The organism is Megasphaera vaginalis (ex Srinivasan et al. 2021), from assembly GCF_000478965.1.
GTDB classification, from domain to species: Bacteria; Bacillota; Negativicutes; order Veillonellales; family Megasphaeraceae; genus Megasphaera; species Megasphaera vaginalis.
Genome location: NZ_AWXA01000026.1, coordinates 1 through 17,669 on the forward strand (window position 1 = coordinate 1; position 17,669 = coordinate 17,669).

16 protein-coding genes, 1 tRNA gene and 1 pseudogene are annotated in these 17,669 nt (G+C 52.3%); 14 read left to right on the forward strand and 4 right to left on the reverse strand.

Annotated features, from left to right (window positions below):
* Positions 1 to 328: 328 nt before the first annotated feature.
* The 4 genes and pseudogenes from HMPREF1250_RS04835 to HMPREF1250_RS11330 all read right to left on the reverse strand — a co-directional run.
* A tRNA-Gly gene (locus tag HMPREF1250_RS04835) sits at positions 329 to 402 on the reverse strand.
* 79 nt (positions 403 to 481) lie between these two features.
* Positions 482 to 1,138, reverse strand: a complete 657-nt coding sequence (locus HMPREF1250_RS04840) for a uracil-DNA glycosylase (protein WP_023053525.1) — start codon at positions 1,136 to 1,138, stop codon at positions 482 to 484.
* A complete protein-coding gene (gene ybaK, locus HMPREF1250_RS04845; RefSeq protein ID WP_036242742.1) occupies positions 1,135 to 1,650 on the reverse strand; it encodes a Cys-tRNA(Pro) deacylase in 516 nt (171 codons plus the stop codon). Before ybaK ends, HMPREF1250_RS04840 begins: the two co-directional genes overlap by 4 nt.
* A 120-nt stretch (positions 1,651 to 1,770) precedes the next feature.
* A pseudogene (locus HMPREF1250_RS11330) lies at positions 1,771 to 2,598 on the reverse strand (EamA family transporter); the annotation flags it as partial.
* 214 nt (positions 2,599 to 2,812) lie between these two features.
* Between HMPREF1250_RS11330 and HMPREF1250_RS04855 the strand changes: the two are divergent.
* The 14 genes from HMPREF1250_RS04855 (at position 2,813) to HMPREF1250_RS04925 (ending at position 17,662) form a co-directional block, all read left to right on the forward strand.
* Positions 2,813 to 3,601, forward strand: a complete 789-nt coding sequence (locus HMPREF1250_RS04855) for a carbon-nitrogen family hydrolase (protein ID WP_023053517.1) — start codon at positions 2,813 to 2,815, stop codon at positions 3,599 to 3,601.
* Positions 3,602 to 3,617: 16 nt separating this feature from the next.
* Positions 3,618 to 4,565, forward strand: coding sequence for an AEC family transporter (locus tag HMPREF1250_RS04860; RefSeq protein ID WP_023053513.1), 948 nt, complete (start codon positions 3,618 to 3,620; stop codon positions 4,563 to 4,565).
* Between the two features lie 30 nt (positions 4,566 to 4,595).
* Positions 4,596 to 5,771: a M20/M25/M40 family metallo-hydrolase gene (locus HMPREF1250_RS04865; RefSeq protein WP_023053518.1), complete on the forward strand. Its 1,176-nt coding sequence runs from the start codon at positions 4,596 to 4,598 to the stop codon at positions 5,769 to 5,771.
* Between the two features lie 39 nt (positions 5,772 to 5,810).
* Entirely contained in the window at positions 5,811 to 6,095 is a 285-nt protein-coding gene (locus HMPREF1250_RS11795) for an acetyl-CoA hydrolase/transferase C-terminal domain-containing protein (protein ID WP_023053521.1), read from the forward strand.
* Between the two features lie 162 nt (positions 6,096 to 6,257).
* Positions 6,258 to 6,710, forward strand: coding sequence for a flavodoxin family protein (locus HMPREF1250_RS04875; protein ID WP_023053514.1), 453 nt, complete (start codon positions 6,258 to 6,260; stop codon positions 6,708 to 6,710).
* Positions 6,711 to 6,942: 232 nt separating this feature from the next.
* Positions 6,943 to 7,893 carry an ABC transporter substrate-binding protein gene (locus tag HMPREF1250_RS04885; RefSeq protein ID WP_023053515.1) on the forward strand — a complete coding sequence of 317 codons (951 nt, stop codon included), beginning with the start codon at positions 6,943 to 6,945 and terminating at the stop codon, positions 7,891 to 7,893.
* Between the two features lie 247 nt (positions 7,894 to 8,140).
* Positions 8,141 to 9,100: an ABC transporter substrate-binding protein gene (locus tag HMPREF1250_RS04890; protein ID WP_051356058.1), complete on the forward strand. Its 960-nt coding sequence runs from the start codon at positions 8,141 to 8,143 to the stop codon at positions 9,098 to 9,100.
* Positions 9,100 to 10,107 carry a FecCD family ABC transporter permease gene (locus HMPREF1250_RS04895; RefSeq protein WP_036242746.1) on the forward strand — a complete coding sequence of 336 codons (1,008 nt, stop codon included), beginning with the start codon at positions 9,100 to 9,102 and terminating at the stop codon, positions 10,105 to 10,107. Before HMPREF1250_RS04890 ends, HMPREF1250_RS04895 begins: the two co-directional genes overlap by 1 nt.
* Complete coding sequence (locus HMPREF1250_RS04900; protein ID WP_023053516.1) at positions 10,104 to 10,907, forward strand: ABC transporter ATP-binding protein; 804 nt, start codon at positions 10,104 to 10,106, stop codon at positions 10,905 to 10,907. The genes HMPREF1250_RS04895 and HMPREF1250_RS04900 overlap by 4 nt, the downstream gene beginning before the upstream one ends.
* Positions 10,908 to 11,018: 111 nt before the next feature.
* Positions 11,019 to 13,163: a TonB-dependent receptor plug domain-containing protein gene (locus HMPREF1250_RS04905; protein ID WP_023053526.1), complete on the forward strand. Its 2,145-nt coding sequence runs from the start codon at positions 11,019 to 11,021 to the stop codon at positions 13,161 to 13,163.
* The gene (locus tag HMPREF1250_RS04910; protein WP_081696491.1) at positions 13,151 to 14,065 is read left to right on the forward strand and encodes a ChaN family lipoprotein; all 915 of its coding nucleotides are present in this window, start codon (positions 13,151 to 13,153) and stop codon (positions 14,063 to 14,065) included. The genes HMPREF1250_RS04905 and HMPREF1250_RS04910 overlap by 13 nt, the downstream gene beginning before the upstream one ends.
* Before the next feature lie 58 nt (positions 14,066 to 14,123).
* Complete coding sequence (locus HMPREF1250_RS04915) at positions 14,124 to 15,848, forward strand: ABC transporter ATP-binding protein (protein WP_023053527.1); 1,725 nt, start codon at positions 14,124 to 14,126, stop codon at positions 15,846 to 15,848.
* Positions 15,849 to 15,904: 56 nt separating this feature from the next.
* On the forward strand, positions 15,905 to 16,699 hold the full coding sequence (locus HMPREF1250_RS04920) for a pyridoxamine 5'-phosphate oxidase family protein (protein ID WP_023053524.1): 795 nt from the start codon (positions 15,905 to 15,907) through the stop codon (positions 16,697 to 16,699).
* Positions 16,700 to 16,720: 21 nt separating this feature from the next.
* Positions 16,721 to 17,662 carry a helix-turn-helix domain-containing protein gene (locus tag HMPREF1250_RS04925; RefSeq protein WP_023053522.1) on the forward strand — a complete coding sequence of 314 codons (942 nt, stop codon included), beginning with the start codon at positions 16,721 to 16,723 and terminating at the stop codon, positions 17,660 to 17,662.
* Positions 17,663 to 17,669: the final 7 nt, after the last annotated feature.

Here is a 17,669-nt window from a genome sequence, read left to right on the forward strand (position 1 = left end):
TTTTGTGTGGTAACTTAATTTTACCGACGGCAATAGACTATGTTTATTTTTTATGAAATTGAATTTGCGAAACTTATTATACCTTATCAATAATTCACCTAGAACAAACTTTTTCTCCCCCTTAAAAGCGATTATTTTCGATAATAAGATAAAGAGTGTCCTAACAAAAAATGCTTTCAAACAATTTTATTCAGTAATATCCAAATTTATAAATATACGATTTATATGACTAGAAAATAACATTTCAAATCATACAAGGTGCAAATAAGGTGCAGAAAAGAAAAAATTGGGCTTATAGCAAAGTGCTATAAGCCCAATTTTTATCTACTGGAGCGGATGAAGGGGATCGAACCCTCGTACCAAGCTTGGGAAGCTCGTATTCTACCACTGAATTACACCCGCATGCGAATTCTTGTCTAGTATAGCAGATGAAGGCAGTAGTTGTAAAGTGTGGCAAGGCGTCAGCTTCGAAAAAATGGGGTTACAAGTGACGGTTTTGCCGCAAGGCGGCGTATTGCGCGAGCAGATCTGTTTTTGCCGGGCTTTGATAGGCGTAATCAGGTTGCGCTTCTTTTGCCTTTTCAACGGCGTTTTTTAAGTCATAGTAAACTTGCCATTTCGCTTCGACGAGATCGTGGCCCTGCTGCCGCAGGAGAAAGGCCGGGTGGTATGTCGGCATGACGGGGATGCCGTCATAGTCTAGCCATTTGCCGCGGTTGCGCATAATGCTGGCGGCTTGACCGCAAAAGTATTGGAAGGCGACTTTGCCCAGGCAGACGATAACGGCAGGCCTGACGATGGCGATTTCCTGTGTGAGGTGAAGGTTGGCGCAGAATTTTCCTTCGTCCAGCGTAGGCGTCCGGTTGTTGCGCGGGCGGCATTTGACGATATTTGTCACGTAGACTTTGTCGCGCGTGAGGCCGACGCTCCAGAGCGCTTTGTCCAGCAGCTGTCCCGACGGCCCGACGAGGGGAACGCCGTATTCATCTTCCACACTGCCGGGGCCTTCGCCGACGAACATGAGCGGCGCCGTATCGGGACCGGAATTTTGCGTCGGACCGCGGTTTCCTTCGCGGCGTAAGGGGCAGGAACTGCAGGTCAGAAGTCCTTGCAGCCATTCTTCGCGTGTTGCCGTCATGAGCGAACCCTCCCGTCTGTTAAGATAATATCATCCATCGTCAAATCGGCGAAGGTCGCGCCGCTGAGCGCCGTCAGCGCTGTCGGAGCGAGGAGAATCTGCCGGCCCCGCTGACCGGCGCTGATGCTGATCGTTTCCAGGGTCGCCGCCGTGCGGTCGAGGTACGTGGGAAATTTTTTTTTCATGCCCAGCGGCGAACAGCCGCCGCGGATATAGCCCGTAAGGCCGAGCAGATCCTTTACGTGTATCAAGGCGACGCTTTTATTGCCGCTGCAGGACGCCGCTTTTTTCAAATCCAGTTCCTGGTGGCAGGGAATACAAAAAACGACAGGTCCCGTTTTGTTGCCTTGCGCCACGAGGGTTTTAAAGACGCGTTCCGGCGCTAAGCCGAGGGCTGCCGCGGCATGGATGCCGGAGAGGTCATTTTCGTCGAATGCATATGCCTTTGTCGTGTACGGTATTTTTTCTTTGTCCAGAAGGCGCATGACATTCGTCTTTTTTTGTTTTGTCATGGAAAAGAACTCCTTCGTTACGTATTTTTTTTCTGTTCGCTTTCGCCGCCGGGCCGATTGTCTCTGTTGGCCGTCGGTTTGGCCGTATTCGTCATGCCGCTTTTTTTCCAAGAGGACGACGGCCGTCAGAATGCAGATGATGCCCAGCACGCCGCTGAGCGTCAGGTCTTCATGGAATACGGCAAATCCCGTGAGCGTCGAGGTCAGCGGTTCTACCGAGGCCAGCACCGAAGCCCGTCCGGCTTCCATTCTTCGCAACCCGAAGGTGTAGAGAGAATAAGGGAGCGCCGTTGAGAGGAGACCTAGCAGCAAGAGGAAGGAAATGACCGCCGTGTTTTCCATGGCGAGCCGGCCGATTTGGGTAATCCCGCTGAACGGAAGCAGCGCCAGTGAAGCGACGATGAAGGTCCAGCTGGTGACGGTCAGGGGCCGGTATTTTTCCAAAGCATAGTGGCCGAAGACGGAGTACAACGCGTAGCCGAGGCCGGCGCCGAGACCGGCCAGGATACCGGCTGTAGAAACGGAGCCTGCGCCCAGGCCGCTGACCAGAACGCAGCCGGAAAAGGATAGGAGCAGGCAGAGGGCTTTGAGACTCGTGAAACGTTCTTTGAAGAGAACGACTGAGAAGATCATGACGATGCTGGGCGCCGTATACAGGAGAATGGCGGCTACGGAAAGCGTTGTCAGCTGAATAGCCGTAAAATAGCAGACGTTGAAAAAGACGAGACTGCCAATACCGGTGCCGAGAAACATCCAACAATCTTTTTTTCTGATGTGCAGCGAGCGGGGATCGCGTATGACGGCGACGGCAACCAGGATGAGGGCCGTGACCAGCGACCTTCCCAGGGCCAGCTGCAACGGTGACAAGCCGAAGCCCGCAAGGGTACGGGAAAAGAGGCCGATAATACCCCAGCAGATACCGGCTGCAATGATACTTAGTGTTGCCATAGTGCGTTCACCTGATTTATCGTGATGTACATTTCCTTTATAAGCATAGCAGAAATATGGCTGCAGTACTACGGTTTTATAGAGTAAATTTCAGAAAATAACGTATGAAACAGTCGTCGGTCTGGTAGTCGGACGGCGCAGAAGGGGAGGCGTTTCGTTGCATCTGCTGCAGGACTCCTCTATAATACAGGTAGACTATAAAGGGGGCATGAACATGAAGATTTCGTCGCTGCAAATGCACTTGGCTTTCGGTGAAACGCAGGCCAATTACGACAAGGCGTCCCGATTTTTGGAAAAAGCCGCCGCAGCCGGCAGTGATATTGCCGTTTTGCCGGAGCTTTGGAATACGGCTTTTTATTCCGATGACGTCCGGGAAATCGCCGATCATGACGGCGCGGAGACGAAGGCTTTTCTTTCCCGCGCCGCCAAACGGTACGGCATGAATATCGTCGGCGGTTCCGTAGCCAACCGCCGCGGGGAGAAGCTTTACAACACGACTTTTATCGTTGACCGTGAAGGCAAACTTGTCGGCGAGTACGATAAGGTGCATCTTTTTTCACCGGGGAGAGAAGATGTCGTTTTTACGGCCGGCGAGGCGTTGAACGTCTTTTCTCTTGACGGCGTGACGATGGCGTCTGTCATTTGTTACGATCTCCGTTTTTGCGAATGGGTGCGGCTGACGGCACTTGCCGGGGCGAAGGTGCTCTTCGTGCCTGCGGCCTGGCCGTTGAGCCGAGCCGATCATTGGCAGCTCCTCAATCGGGCGCGGGCCGTGGAAAACCAGTTTTTTGTCGCTTCCTGCAACGGCTGCGGTCAGTCGGGGCCGATGCTGGCCGGCGGCCACTCGCAGCTCATCGATCCCTGGGGCGCCGTCCTGTCGCAAGGCGGCGCGGAAGAGGCCGTACTGACGGCGGCATTCGATTTGACCGTTGTTGATGACGTGCGTCGAAAAATCGACGTCTTTGCCGACAGGAAACCGACGTTGTACGCCGGCACTACGTAACGGAAGGGCCGGAATCATGTTGGATGGCGCAGTGCAGGGACTGCAGGGAATTTTTGAAATACTGTTTATCATGGCCGTCGGCTTCGGTATGGCCAGAAAGGGCTGGGTGACGGCGGCGACGAGCGCTCTTTGGACGAAGATCGTCATGAAGGTGGCGCTGCCGTTGTATATGCTCTGCCAAATGGAGAAGGATTTTACGCAGACGTCGCTGCTGCAACTGGCGCCGGATCTGGCCCTGCCGTTGGCGTCTATGCTTTTGGCTTACGGTCTCGGCCGCTTGGCGGCAAAAGGACTGAAGATACGAAGAAAACGGCAAGGCATCTTCATTACGTGTTTTTTCATTGCCAATACGATTTTTATCGGACTGCCCGTTAATCTGGCGCTTTTCGGCAGCGGCAGCGTACCGTCCGTCATGTTGTATTACATGGTCAATACGACGCTGTTCTGGACTGTCGGCATGTACCACATTGTCGGTGACGGTCTCGGTGCAGGCGGCAAAATGCCCCTTTTTTCGGTAATGACGCTGAAGAAGATTCTGTCGCCGCCGCTGCTTGCTTTTCTGGCAGGGCTGGCGCTGGTACTTGCCGATCTGCATTTGCCGGAATTTCTGCTCACGTCGTTTCTTTATGTCGGCAATTTGGCGACGCCAATGTCGCTTATGGTTATCGGCATGGAAATGTCGTTTCTTTCGTTGGCCGAAGTTCACTGGGGGAAGGATATTATCGGCGTTTTAGCCGGCAGGTTCCTTGTTTGCCCGCTTTGTGTGCTGGTCCTGCTGCCGTGGATCGGCGTCAGTCCCATGTCGGCCAAGGTCTTCGTCATGCAGGCGGCGATGCCGGCAATGACGCAGATGACCGTCGTGGCCAAGGTTGTCGGCGCCGATGTGGCGTATTCGACGGAGGTCAGCTTTATTTCCATTATGTTGGGAATGGTTGTCATTCCGCTTTATATGATGATCGTATAAAAGATCCGTTTGCTGAAGGGGGCTTTATGAATGGATGGGGAAAAACGATGGCAAGAGGCGTTGCAGGAATATTGCGGCAAGGCCTTTGCCTTGAATTATCAAATTGCCGGCGATCCCGAGCTGTCGGGAGCGGAATATCATGCCTGCGCCGCTTTCGTTCGGGAATGCCGTGCTTTGGGCATGGCGACGGAGGAACGGTTTACGCAGCAGCCGACTGCCTTTCGTGCCGCCGCCTGGCGTGCCGAGCGGCCGCTTTTCAGGGCCGCCGTACTGGCTGAGTACGATGCCCTTCCCGATATCGGCCACGGCTGCGGTCATGCGGCTAACGGTGCGATCAGCTTTTTGGCTGCGGCAGCGCTGCGGCGCTTGGGGCAAGCGGAGGGGCTGCCCTTCGATGTCGATCTTATCGGCACGCCTGACGAGGAACTGCACGGCGGCAAAGTTATCATGTGCCGCGCCGATGTATTTAAGGCTTACGATGTGGCTGTCATGGTGCATGTGTCGGCAAATGAGACGAATCCTAACTGCCGTTTTTTGGCGTTGAATGATTTTCTCATTCGCTTTCACGGTCAGACGGCGCATGCCGCGGCCGTGCCGTGGCAAGGGCGCAACGCCTTGAACGGGGCCATGTTGGCTTTGCATGCCATGGATATGCTGCGGCAGCACGTGCGGCCCGAAACGCGGTTGGCGTCGTGTATCCGCAACGGCGGTTCGGCTTCAAACGTCGTGCCTGACCTTGCCGAGATAGAATGTTGTATCCGCCATAGTGAACGGCCTTATTTAAATCAACTGATCAAACGGGTCATGAACTGCGTCAGAGGGGCGGCTTTGGCGACGGAGACGACCTATGACGTCGAAGAAGTCGGCTGCGCTTTTGACGACCTTCTTTGGAACGAACCGCTGACGGAAATATCGCGCAGCGTCCTACGGGATCTGGACATACCGTTTACGGAACCGGTCTGCGGCGGCAGTTCCGATATCGGCAATGTCAGCTATCAGTGTCCGGCAGTTCATCTTCACCTGGCTATGGGGGATACGTACTATCCGGGCCATACGCGGGAGATCGCCGAAATGGTGCAGCGCAAAGACGTAGAACCCGTTATCGTCAGCGGCGCCGATATTATCGGGCGGATTTTGTTTAAGCTGGCGGCCGACGGCGCTGTCCGTGAGAAGGTCAAACAGGTTTTTCTGGAAGGAACGAGATAAAGAAGGAGAAAGCATTTCACAGCAAAGAAAGTGCGCGTAATGAGTTGGAAAGAAGTTTATGCCGAAAAGATCGTAACGCCTGCCGAAGCCGTCCGAAAAGTACATTCCGGCGACAGCGTGATTCTGACTCACGCCTGCGGCGAGTCGCAATGCCTGACCGCCGCCTTGACGGCCGCAGCCGTGACGACGTCACGCAACGACGTCGATTATGTGGTCACGGAATACGGCATTGCGCAGTTAAAAGGGAAAAGTCTGCAACAGCGGCGGGAAGCGTTGCTTGCCATTGCTCATCCGGACTTTCGAAAAGCGCTTGCCGGAGCCTGACGTTGATGGAAAGATACAAGAGAGAAGAAATTTTTTCTTCTCTCTTTTTTTGTTGTAATTACAATTGACGAAAGAAGACTGTAATGGTACTATTTAATCGGAAAGAATAGATGAAATAAATTATCAATATAAACGAAGAATCTGCTGAAAGGAGAGATCGTTATGAAGTCGATTGTTTTGTATTCCTCATTCACGGGACGGACGAAAGCTGTTGCCGAAGCTGTAGCCAGCGGTTTGCCGCAAGGGACGCCTTGCGTTTCCGTCGAGCATATTCCTGATGATATTGACTCCTATGACTGCGTGTTTTTCGGCTGCTGGGTACATGACGGCGTAGCTGACGAAGGTTCTCAGCAAGTACTGGGAAAGCTTCACAACAAGCACATCGCCGTATTTGCCACCATGGCGGAAGATCCGTTTTCCGATGAAGCGTCCAAGAGCCTGCATAATGCCATTGAGATTCTGCCGCCGGGCAGCCGTGTAGACGGAACCTATATTACTATAGTGCAATCAAAAGAACATTTTATGGATATGATTACGGAGACGCCTCATGATATGGACTTGAGCGGGGCCCGGCTGTTCGCGGAAAACACGTTCAGCCGTATTCTGGCCGCCTGACTGCGGCAGCGGCGGAACCGTTTTGTGATCGCAGGCCTTACGGGGCCGGGGGACGTTGCCGTCATTGCGCTTGGGGCTGCGAAAACGGGGACGCTCTTTTGCGCGGAGAAGTGGCACGGCGTAAAAAAAAATGATAAAATTAAGGTGCATACTGCTGCAGGCGGGTCTTGCAGCAGTTTTTTTACGAATCGGGAGATGTCGCGGTACAGCTGAGCTTGATCCGGAGGGGACTATGTCGTACAGGTATGTTCGCTTTTTCACTATTATACTGGCTGCTGCTTTTGTTTGCGCCGTAGCCTGGGTTTCCTGGGGAAAGACTACTGGCCGGTCAGGAATCATGCAGCGGCTGACGGACAGTACGGGCGCCGTCGTGCTGCTGCCCGCCCATCCGCAGCGCGTCGTCATTTTGAACGCGTCCAATCTGGATCTGTATTACGGCGCCGGCGGAACTGTTGTCGGCAGGCCGCTGACCTCTTCTTTGATGCCGGAGCTGGCGGAAAAGGTAGAGGATATTCCTGCTGTCGGTTCCGTTTATCAGCCGAGTGTGGAAGAGATCGCCGCTATGCAACCCGATCTGGTTATCGGTGACGATGTTCCCTTCCACCGCAGCTTGCGCAACAGTTTGGCGGAAGAAGGAATACCGCTCTATATCAACCGCCTGCATACGTATGATGACGTCTTGCAGACGCTGCGTTTTTTCGGCCGCCTGACGGGACAGGAAGATACGGCGGCGGCCTTGGAGAAGACGATCGCCAAAGAGTATGCCGTCGTTCACGATAAAGCGATCGGTAAAAAAGCGCCGCGGACCTTGATCCTTTTCGGCACGCGCGAGGCCTTACAGATGGCTACGGGAAGATCCTTCAGCGGCGCCTTGCTTAACGAAATCGGCGGTGGTAACATTGCCGACGCCATCCAAACGGAGGCGCCGCTGGTTCCCTTGGACGAAGCCTATATTGCCGCAGCCGATCCGGAGGTCATCCTCTTCATCAACATGGTGCATGATCCGGCCGTAGTGGATTCGTTCCGCAAGGATATGACGGCAGGAAATATCTGGCAGCGTCTCAGCGCCGTCCGCAACGGCCGAGTTCGTTTTCTGCCCGGCGATCTCTTTGCCGTCAATCCCGGATCGCGCATAGCCAAAGCGATGGCCGTCCTCTATTGTCGGGTGTACAGTACGAAATAGGGCGGTGCAGGCGGCGAGTCGCGATCCTTTCCATGTAATCGACAGTCGGTACAATTATCAGCGGTGTTCTGCATTTGTGATACGAGGCATGACGGCCTGTTGCTATCGAAGATGAAAATAATAGCGGCGAGCTGTTGATGGCGAAAATATTGGTGTTATATTAATTTTATTTGACAACAATAGAGAAAAAAAGTACAATCTCATTTGAACGATAATAAATATCATTATCCAAGGAGGAGGCGATTTTTTGGGAAAGCCAATACGTATGTTGGGGATTACAGTGGCTTGCTGCCTTGTGGTGTTGATCGGCTGGCTGGGACTGTACGGAAGTAGCGGCGGTAATAGGGCGGTGCGGCAGGTTACGGACAGTACGGGAACGGTCGTAAACATTCCGGTACATCCGCAACGCGTCGTTTTTCTGAATGTGTCCAACATGGACATGTATTATGCGGCAGGAGGTACGGCTGTCGGTAAGCCGTCGTCGGAGTCCGTCTCGCCGACGTTGCAGGAAAAGACGAAGGACGTTACGGAAGTCGGTATCATTCATAATCCAAACGTTGAAACGATTTTGTCATTAAATCCCGATCTGGTTATCGGGGTCAATGTCCCATTCCATAACAATTTGCGGGCTACGTTGGAAAAAGCGGGGATTCCGTTGTATATCAATGCGCTTGATTCTTATGATGATGTATTGGAAACGCTGCGCTTTTACGGCGAGCTGACGGGACAGGAGAAAAAGGCGGCAGCGGAAGCCGCGCGTATTGAAGAGGTACACCGGCAGATTTTTTCCCGTACAGAAGGGAAAGAAGGTCCGCGAACGTTAATTATCTTCGGCGCACCGGGCAGCTTCAGTATGGCGACGAGCAAGTCTTTCAGCGGTGATTTGCTGAAACAACTTGGCGGCGTCAATATTGCTGACGGAGCGGCGGAAATGGAAAGTGGTTTTGTGCCTTTGAGTATGGAATATATTGCAAAGCGTGATCCGGAAGTTATCCTGTTTATCAGTATGGTAAAACGTCCGGCAATCATTGAAAATTTCCAAGAGGAAATGGCCGGAAGTTCACTTTGGCAAGGAGTCAGTGCCGTGCAGCAAGGAAAAATTTATTATTTGCCGGGAGAGCTGTTTGCCGTGAATCCCGGGACGCGCATTGCCGAAGCCTTTGACGTATTGTATAACGATTTGTATGGAAACGGTGCGGCGCAATGATGCTGCGTAACGAAACAACGGATAAACGGCTGGCCTTACGGTATGCCGTCTTGGCAGCCGGACCGATGATACTGGTTGTTCTCCTTTTTATCGGTATTGCCGCCGGCGCCGTTTCGATGACAATGACGGAAATATGGCAGGTTTTGACCGGCAGCGGGCAAGGTGAAAATTATCGCATTATTTATTATCTCCGTCTGCCGCGCGTTTTTTGTGCGGCGCTGACGGGGACAAATCTGGCGCTGGCAGGATGCATACTACAGGGAATATTGCGTAATCCGCTGGCTGATCCCGGCATTATCGGCGTTACGGCCGGCGCCGGATTGGCGGCGATGGCGCTGATGCTGGTCGTACCTGAAATGACGTATCTGGTTCCTTTCGCCGCCTTCCTGGGGGCGCTGGCGGCCGCTGCCGCCGTTTTTCTCCTGGCTTGGGAACGCGGCATCAACCCGTTGCGGCTCATTTTGGCCGGTGTCGCTATTGCCGCCTTTTTCGGCGGCGGCACGGCGGCGCTGTCAGTGTTTTTTTCCGATAAAATTCAAGGCACCGTCAATTGGATGGCCGGCGGTTTTGCCGGTGCGAGTTGGCAGCATGTTTTCATGATCCTGCCATATAGCGCTTTCGGCATTGTCGTGGCGTTGTGGAGCTACCGTAAGCTCAACGCCTTGCAACTGGGTGATGATGTGGCCGCTTCTCTGGGCTTACACGTGGAACGGACACGTTTTTTTCTCGTCGCCATCGCCGCGCTGCTGGCGGCATCTGCAGTCAGCGTAGCCGGCCTGCTGGGATTTGTCGGGCTGGTCGTTCCACATATTATGCGTCTGCTCGTGGGATCCGACTTTGAATTTCTTTTGCCGGCTTCAGCTGTTTTCGGTGCCGTTCTGGTTATCGGTGCGGATATCGTTGCCCGGACGGCTTTCAGTCCCGTCGAGGTGCCTGTGGGAATTTTCCTTTCCTTTTTGGGAGCTCCTTTTTTCCTTTATCTGTTGAAGCGGAGAATGAGAACATGAGTGATACTTTGGAAATGTGCGATGTTGCGCTGGGGTACGGCGATCGTGCCGTTGCGGAACATATTAATTTGTCGTTTATGGAGCCGGCGATCGTATCTATTATTGGGCCGAACGGCTCCGGCAAGTCAACTTTGCTCAAGGCTTTGGGACGCTTGCTGAAACCTCGTTGCGGCACCGTTTATTTAAACGGCGACGATATTCGTTCATGGCCGTCGGCGGAAACGGCCAAACGGCTTTCCGTTTTGCCGCAGTCGGCGCAGGCTCCCGGCGATATGACGGTCCGTGATTTGGCTGCTTGCGGCAGGATACCGTACCAGTCGGCGTTTTCCCAATTGCAGGAGACAGATCGGGAGGCTATTGACAATGCGTTGGCGGCAACGGGGTTGCAAACGATGGCCGACCGTCCGCTTGCAGCGCTTTCCGGCGGCGAACGGCAACGGGCCTGGTTGGCAATGGCGCTGGCCCAGGAACCGCAGATTTTGCTGCTCGACGAACCGACGACATATTTGGATATTCATTATCAGTTGGACCTGATGGAACTGATCCGGCAGCTTCACCAGACTTTGCGGATTACGGTGATCATGGTAATGCACGATTTAAACTATGCCGCCCGGTACAGTCAGCGGCTGATTGCGGTGAAAGACGGCGCCGTCATGGCGGACGGTTCTGTGGAAGAGGTGTTTGTACAGCCTGTTTTAGAAGCGCTGTACCAGGTTAAAGCCACAGTATTGAAGGTAGGCGAGGGCGATGTGACGCAGCTTGTTTGTGTGCCGTATAAGACGGAGTGCGGCATGACCTAGAGAAGAGACGTGCTCATGGCATCTTCACCGAAGACAGGCATGCATCGGACCGTTGCGTCAGCATAAAGAATGTATGACTTGGTAAGAATAATGACAAAAGGAGATGATTTGGTGAGAAAAGAATATATACTGCGTGCCGTTATTATTTCCGCCTTATGTACAGGCGGGGTTTGCCACGGCGCCCTGGCGGAAGAGACGGCGGACAAGACGATGAAGAGCAGGGATATCATCGTTACGGCATCTAAAACGGCGGAGGAAATTCGGACGGAGCCGCAGGCCGTAGAAGTGATCACTGCCGATGATATGCGGCGAATGGGGGCTGACGATCTCCTGACGGCGTTGGCTTTGGCGAATAACTTGAATTTATCGAAGGCAACCATGACCGGAAATGCCGTACAGATTCGCGGTATGAGCACCAATCACGTGCTGATTCTCGTCGACGGCAAACGGTATGCCGCCGAAGATACAAATGTGACGACAAATGTATACAACTTGCAGCGGCTAAATGTTGATGATATTGAACGCGTTGAAATCGTTCGCGGCCCTTCCAGCTCGCTTTACGGGTCAGACGCCATGGGCGGCGTCATCAACGTGATCACGAAGGTGCCTGAAAAGGCCGGCGGTAATGTCGGTATGGTGACCGGTTCTTCGTTGACTGCCGGCGCTTTTAATTTCAATTTCGGCAAGCACGGACGTTGGACGACAAGCTTTGACGGCCGTATCGAACAAGAACGAAGGCATAATCGCTATACGCACAGTGAATCGTTGAATCCGATGACGCACCAGGTGTCTTCCGTGACGGACGGGAATACCGGCTCTTATGGCACACGCCGTATGTTCCATTTGGTTTCGCAGTATGATTTTGAAAACGCGAACAAGAATAAGCTGCGGTTTGATGTCGATCTTATGAATGAAGATGCGCGTTCCGATTTTGCGGATACGAAATCCCATATTTATGTTGGCGACGGGTATTTGATGCAAATGGGACCGTTTCCGAAAGCGCCGAAAGATTGGGTCTTGACGAATAAAAATAAACGGGAATGGTATCACAACGACCAATATGGCTTCAGCGTAGAATATACAGGAAAAACGAAACGAAATGCCTATACGTTCCGTTCCTATTATAACGAATTGAAAAAGGATTCCCATCTGTATAACGATCGTGTGCTGCCGAAGGAAAAAGTACGGGTCAACGTGCCGCCTATGTTGATTCCTAAAATAGGGTTTCCTTTTATTGATTATGACTATGGCGCCCAGTATGCGAAAGAAGATACGGATTACGCCAAATACAGCACGTGGGTCACGGAAGCGCAGGATACGCTGTACATCGGTGAGAACCATAACCTGACCTTTGGCGGTGAATACCGAACGCTGGAGTATAAGGGCACACGTCTTAGCGATTCGCCGACAGGCGTCAACAAACGGGCGGAAACACATGGTGTTAATTCTTACGCCGCTTTTATACAGGATCAATGGCAGATCAACGACAAGCTTTATTTGGTGCCGTCTCTGCGCTATGAGCATAACAGCCGCTTCGGCTCGGAAACGACACCCCGTTTAGGACTGACGTATGCGATCAATCCTTATTGGCGATTTAAAGCCAATTACGGTCGTGGCTACAAAGCGCCGTCTATCAGCGAAATGTATATGCGTATGCATCGATCGATGGGCCCCATGTCTGTCAATATTTATGGCAATCCTGATTTGAAACCGGAAAAATCCCGCAGCTACGACTTCGGCGTCGAAATGGAAAAGGGCGCCTGGTTCGGCAAGGTGACGTATTTTAACAATGATGTCAGCAACTTGATTACGACGGATAAGATTGCCGGGACCGATTCCGATTATCACTATATCAACGTAAACGAGGCCGGGATAAACGGTGTGGAAGCGGAAGTTGGCAAGCGTTTGAATAATCGCTGGACCGTTAAGCTGACGCACAATTATCTGGATGCAGTGAATCAGCGGTCGCATCAGCGGCTGAATAACCGGGCGAAGAATACGACGACGCTGCAGCTTATTTACGATGACCATAACGCGGATAAAGGATTCAGCGCGATTCTTTGGGATCAATTCTCCGACAAGTACCGGCTGAATGACCAGGATTACACGTATAATACACTGAATTTTTCGTTTGACAAGCACGTGACGAAGGATCTTTCCGTTTATGGCGGCGTGGAGAATATTCTCAATAAAAAGGTGGATGACTTATACGTTGACGGCCGCTTCTGGCGTATTGGTGCGGAATGGCGCTGGTAAGGATGCAGGGTGCCGGGTGGAAAGCGGCGGTTATGGCGGCAGTGTTGTCGTTTTTTTTGACAACAGTTGCAGCTCATGACGTTACTTTTCCAACTGTTGCGCCCCCGTTTTTCCTGGAAGCCGCATCTGGCCGTTTGACGACGGCGGCAGCGCCGGCTGCGGCGGCGCGTGGTTCCCGCGTCATCTTCTTCAATGAATTCCATGACAGCGAGGACTGCCATGCGGCCGAATACGACATTTTGCAGGCCTTGTATGCGCAATACGGCGACAGACTGGTGCTTTCCATGGAAATGTTTGAACGGGATGTGCAGCCTGCTGTCGATGCTTTTTTGCATGGAGAGACGGATGAGGCCGAATTTTTGTCGGCAACGCGCCCTTGGCCGAATTATGATCGGGATTACAGCGCGATCGTTCGATTTGCCAAGGTGCATCGGCTGCCGCTGTTGGCAGCCAATATTCCGCGGCGTATAGCGGCCGTTTACGCGCGAACCGGCTCCTTGGCGGAGCTGGCGGAAAAAGAGCGCGCCTATTTGCCGCTTGTCCGGCGCAAGGGGTCGGCAGCGTATGCGGCAAAATTTACTGCCGTTATGAACCGGATAGGGCAAGTCGGCATGAAGGTGGAAGAAGATCGCATTCCCTTGCTATATCAAGCGCAGTGCCTGAAGGATGATACGATGGCGGAAACCTTGTCGGCGTACGGGACGGCCCATCCGCAAGCCATCATTTATCATCTTCAAGGCGCTTTTCACGGCGAAGAAGGACTGGGCGTCATCGAGAAGCTGCACCAACTGCAGCCGGCCTGGCGTCTGACGGCGATCACGGCTGTTCGCAAGGGCGAAGGCGATAATGCAGACGTATTGCAGCGTTATCGTTCTTATGGAGACTATTTGTTTATCAATTGACGGAGGGGCTGCAAAGCAGTGTTGCAGCCTTTCTGTACACAGGAGGCGGGCAGTTGGAATGATTCACGCGTTAGTCGCCGGTTATGGACCGTATAAGAAAATTGTTTTTGCCGTTATGCTCGGTTCTGTTGTTACGGCGGCTCTGGAAGTTGTTTTTCCCATGCTCATCCGACAGCTTTTGCAAGATGTGTTGCCCTTGCAGGACGGATACTTGCTGGCGGAACGGTCATTTCTTCTGTTTTCACTCTATCTGCTTTGCCTGGCCGTTACTTTCGGCGTTCACTATTACGGCCGAGCCATGGGCTGTGCCATTGAAAATGACTTGCGATGCAGGCTCTTTGCACATTTGGAGGGCATGCCGTTTTCTTTTTATGACAATATGAAGGTAGGGCAGTTGCTGTCGCGTCTGATCAGCGATATTGCGGAGATCGGGGAGCTGGCCTTTCAGTTACCGAATCTGCTTGTGGTCTGTACGATTACCATGCTTGGCGGCGCTGCCTGTCTCGTATATATTCATTGGCAGATGAGCCTCGTTGTCATGGTCCTGCTTTTGGTAAAAACGGCTGATACGATTATTCTCAACGGTAAGATGAAGACCGCTTTCCACGCAGCGCGAAGAGAAGTGGGCAATTTAGGAGCTTTGGCGACGGAAAGTCTTGGCGCTGTTCGTCTGGTACAGGCTTTTGCCAATGAAGCGAGAGAACGGCGGCGTTTTGCATGTGCCAGTCGTCGCGTACAGGATGCGCAGACGAAAACGGTACGTTGTGAAGCGTATTTGCTCAGCAGCGTGACCTTTTTTTCTCATACCCTTCATCTGCTGATTATCGGCATCGGCGCCTGTCTGATCATGGGCGGATCGCTGACGTTCGCCGATCTGGTCGCGTATTTGCTTTACCTGATGCTTTTTATTCGTCCGATCATGCAGCTTACGTTGCTGACAGAGCGTTATCAGCGCGGTTTGGCAGGCTTTCGTCGTTGTCAGGAACTGTTGGCGGCACCGCCGTTGTGTTATGGCGATGAGAAGGCGATCAGTGCCGGACCGATCAAGGGTGATGTCGTTTTTCGGCATGTGAATTTTTCTTATGACGGCGTGCGCCCCGTTCTTACGGATTTCAACCTGCACATTCGGCCCGGCGAGAAGGTTGCCGTTGTCGGCGCTACCGGAGCGGGTAAAAGCAGTATTGCCAACTTGCTGCTGCGCTTTTACGATTTCCAGTCGGGAGAGATTCTTTTGGACGGCGTTAATATCAGACAATATGAATTGTCCTTTTTGCGGCGGACAATCGGCATTGTGCCGCAAGACGTTTTTCTGTTTTCCGATTCCATCGGCGATAATATTGCCTTTGGCAGAAGCGGCGCTTCCTTTGCTGAAATTCGAGAAGCGGCGGCTGCGGCTCACGCTGCCGATTTTATTGAGGCATTGCCGGACGGCTATGAAAGTTTTATCGGCGAACGGGGTGTCAAGTTATCGGGAGGGCAAAAGCAGCGGTTGGCTATTGCCCGGATTTTTTTAAAGAATCCGCCTGTGTTGATTTTGGATGAAGCCACGTCGGCTTTAGATAATGAGACGGAAAAACAAATCGTACAATCGCTGAAAAAGGTTGCCGAGCAGCGTACGACCCTGGTCATTGCCCATCGTCTGGCAACGGTACAGGATGCCGACAGGATCCTCGTCCTGCAAAACGGCGTTATTGCCGAGAGCGGCAGTCATCAGGAGCTGATGGCGCGGCGCGGTGTGTACTATGAGCTGGCGGCGGCGCAGATCGACGGCGGTAAACGTTGACTGTGTGAGCGTGATGGCGCCTGTCCGGTGTAGAGAATATAGAGGAGAGATGCATAATGGGAAATACGTTATTTGTTTATGGAAAAAAAGAAGGAAGCCAGCGGCTGGCATATCGCGCAGCCTGCATTTTGGCTATGAGCCGTGTTGTTTCCGTCGCGGCTTTGCCGGAACTGACGCCGTACGGTCGGATCGTCGCCGTCGGTTTGAGTGCGGAAGAGTGCGGAATTTTGGCTGCGGCGGTGCCGGCAAAAAAAGGAAAATGGCTGGCATTGGTTGGAGCCGAGGGGGAGGAAAAAGACCTCGATTTATTTGATTTTTCCTGCGCCGTCGGCGACGGCGTTGATCTGGAAACGATACAGTCGGTTGTCGAAGCGTTGCAGGATGCCATGCCGCCGGCTGATGTGTTGCCGCCGTCAATCATTTTGGCACGGATAGAAGACTTCTTGCGGCACCATAATACTTGTGCGCTGGCAACGTCGTATGGAGAAGATGTCAGAAATACGACGATCGAATATGGTTACGACAACGGCATTGTATACCTGTTCAGTGAAGGGGGCAAAAAATTTGCCAATATCTTCCGCAATCCCCGGGTAAGTATAGCCGTATTTGATAACTATATCGATTTCAGTCACATTGGCGGGCTGCGACTGGATGGCATTGCCGCCGTTTATGAGATAGGGCATCCCTTGTACGAGAAAGGGGCGGCATTGCGGGGAATTTCTGTCGAACGCCTGGCCGGCATGGCGGTTCCTCTTCACTTGATCGCCGTGACATTGACGGCAGGAGATTTTCTCTGGCATGGATTTAAGAATGACGGTGGTTTTGCGCATCAACGGTATTACTGGCAATAATCAGTAAAGAAAGGGGGAGAGATGAAACACGTTGAGGAAATGAAAGGATTGCATGGCATTGGCCGTGATCATACGTTTACCATCCATGATGAAACCGGTACGGCGAAAATGCGATATTACGCTGTTCATCCCGGTATTTCTTTAATGTATGCCGACGTGCACATGCCGGGTTTTTCGTGTGAAGGAAGGCCGATGGCAGATGTGTTCGCTATTAACCACTGTGAAGAAGGTCGGATCGAATGCAGCTTTCATAACGGCGAATATCTGTACATGGGGCCGGGAGATATGTCTTTCGGCTGGCGGCGGAGAACGGCTTATTGCCATGAAGCCTTTTTTCCCGCTGCCCACTATCATGGAGTATCGTTGTTGGTCTCCGTTTCGCAGGCGCAGCCTGTTTTGGATTCCCGCCTCGGCGAGGATTCGATTGATTTGCGCCTCTTTTGCTCCCGCTTTTGCGAGGAAGGGGCGGAATTTTCATTGATCATGCAGGAAAATGATGAAATTAAGCACCTTTTCTATGAATTGTATCATGTGCCGGAACGGATCAAGGCGCAGTATTATCGTTTAAAAGTATTTGAAATTTTGCTGTTTCTCAGCATTATTGATGAGCTTTCTGTAAAAAGAAATCCCGTATTTCCGAAGCAGCAGGTCGATATCGTGAAAGCCATTCAGCAGGAAATCACGCAGCATATGGCGCGGCATTTTACGGTAGAGCAACTGGCCAGAAAATATGGAATCGCCCCGTCGACACTGAAAAAATGCTTTAAAGGCGTTTACGGATGTACGATTCCGCAATATATCAAGGAATACCGCATCGGCCAGGCGAAGAAGCAATTGATCCACACGCAAAACAGCATTTTGGAAATTGCCAATAAGGTAGGCTACGAAAATGGCAGCAAATTTGCCGTTGCCTTCCAAAAAATAACGGGACGTCTGCCGGGAGAATTCAGACGAAATTATTAAAAAANAA

Coding starts and splice junctions, on each gene's coding strand:
- HMPREF1250_RS04885 (WP_023053515.1), top strand. CDS start 6,943: ATGTCGTACAGGTATGTTCGCTTTTTCACTATTATACTGGCTGCTGCT.
- HMPREF1250_RS04840 (WP_023053525.1), bottom strand. CDS start 1,138: ATGACGGCAACACGCGAAGAATGGCTGCAAGGACTTCTGACCTGCAGT.
- HMPREF1250_RS04860 (WP_023053513.1), top strand. CDS start 3,618: ATGTTGGATGGCGCAGTGCAGGGACTGCAGGGAATTTTTGAAATACTG.
- HMPREF1250_RS04865 (WP_023053518.1), top strand. CDS start 4,596: ATGGATGGGGAAAAACGATGGCAAGAGGCGTTGCAGGAATATTGCGGC.
- HMPREF1250_RS04915 (WP_023053527.1), top strand. CDS start 14,124: ATGATTCACGCGTTAGTCGCCGGTTATGGACCGTATAAGAAAATTGTT.
- HMPREF1250_RS04910 (WP_081696491.1), top strand. CDS start 13,151: ATGGCGCTGGTAAGGATGCAGGGTGCCGGGTGGAAAGCGGCGGTTATG.
- HMPREF1250_RS04900 (WP_023053516.1), top strand. CDS start 10,104: ATGAGTGATACTTTGGAAATGTGCGATGTTGCGCTGGGGTACGGCGAT.
- ybaK (WP_036242742.1), bottom strand. CDS start 1,650: ATGACAAAACAAAAAAAGACGAATGTCATGCGCCTTCTGGACAAAGAA.
- HMPREF1250_RS04875 (WP_023053514.1), top strand. CDS start 6,258: ATGAAGTCGATTGTTTTGTATTCCTCATTCACGGGACGGACGAAAGCT.
- HMPREF1250_RS04925 (WP_023053522.1), top strand. CDS start 16,721: ATGAAACACGTTGAGGAAATGAAAGGATTGCATGGCATTGGCCGTGAT.
- HMPREF1250_RS11795 (WP_023053521.1), top strand. CDS start 5,811: ATGAGTTGGAAAGAAGTTTATGCCGAAAAGATCGTAACGCCTGCCGAA.
- HMPREF1250_RS04895 (WP_036242746.1), top strand. CDS start 9,100: ATGCTGCGTAACGAAACAACGGATAAACGGCTGGCCTTACGGTATGCC.
- HMPREF1250_RS04920 (WP_023053524.1), top strand. CDS start 15,905: ATGGGAAATACGTTATTTGTTTATGGAAAAAAAGAAGGAAGCCAGCGG.
- HMPREF1250_RS04855 (WP_023053517.1), top strand. CDS start 2,813: ATGAAGATTTCGTCGCTGCAAATGCACTTGGCTTTCGGTGAAACGCAG.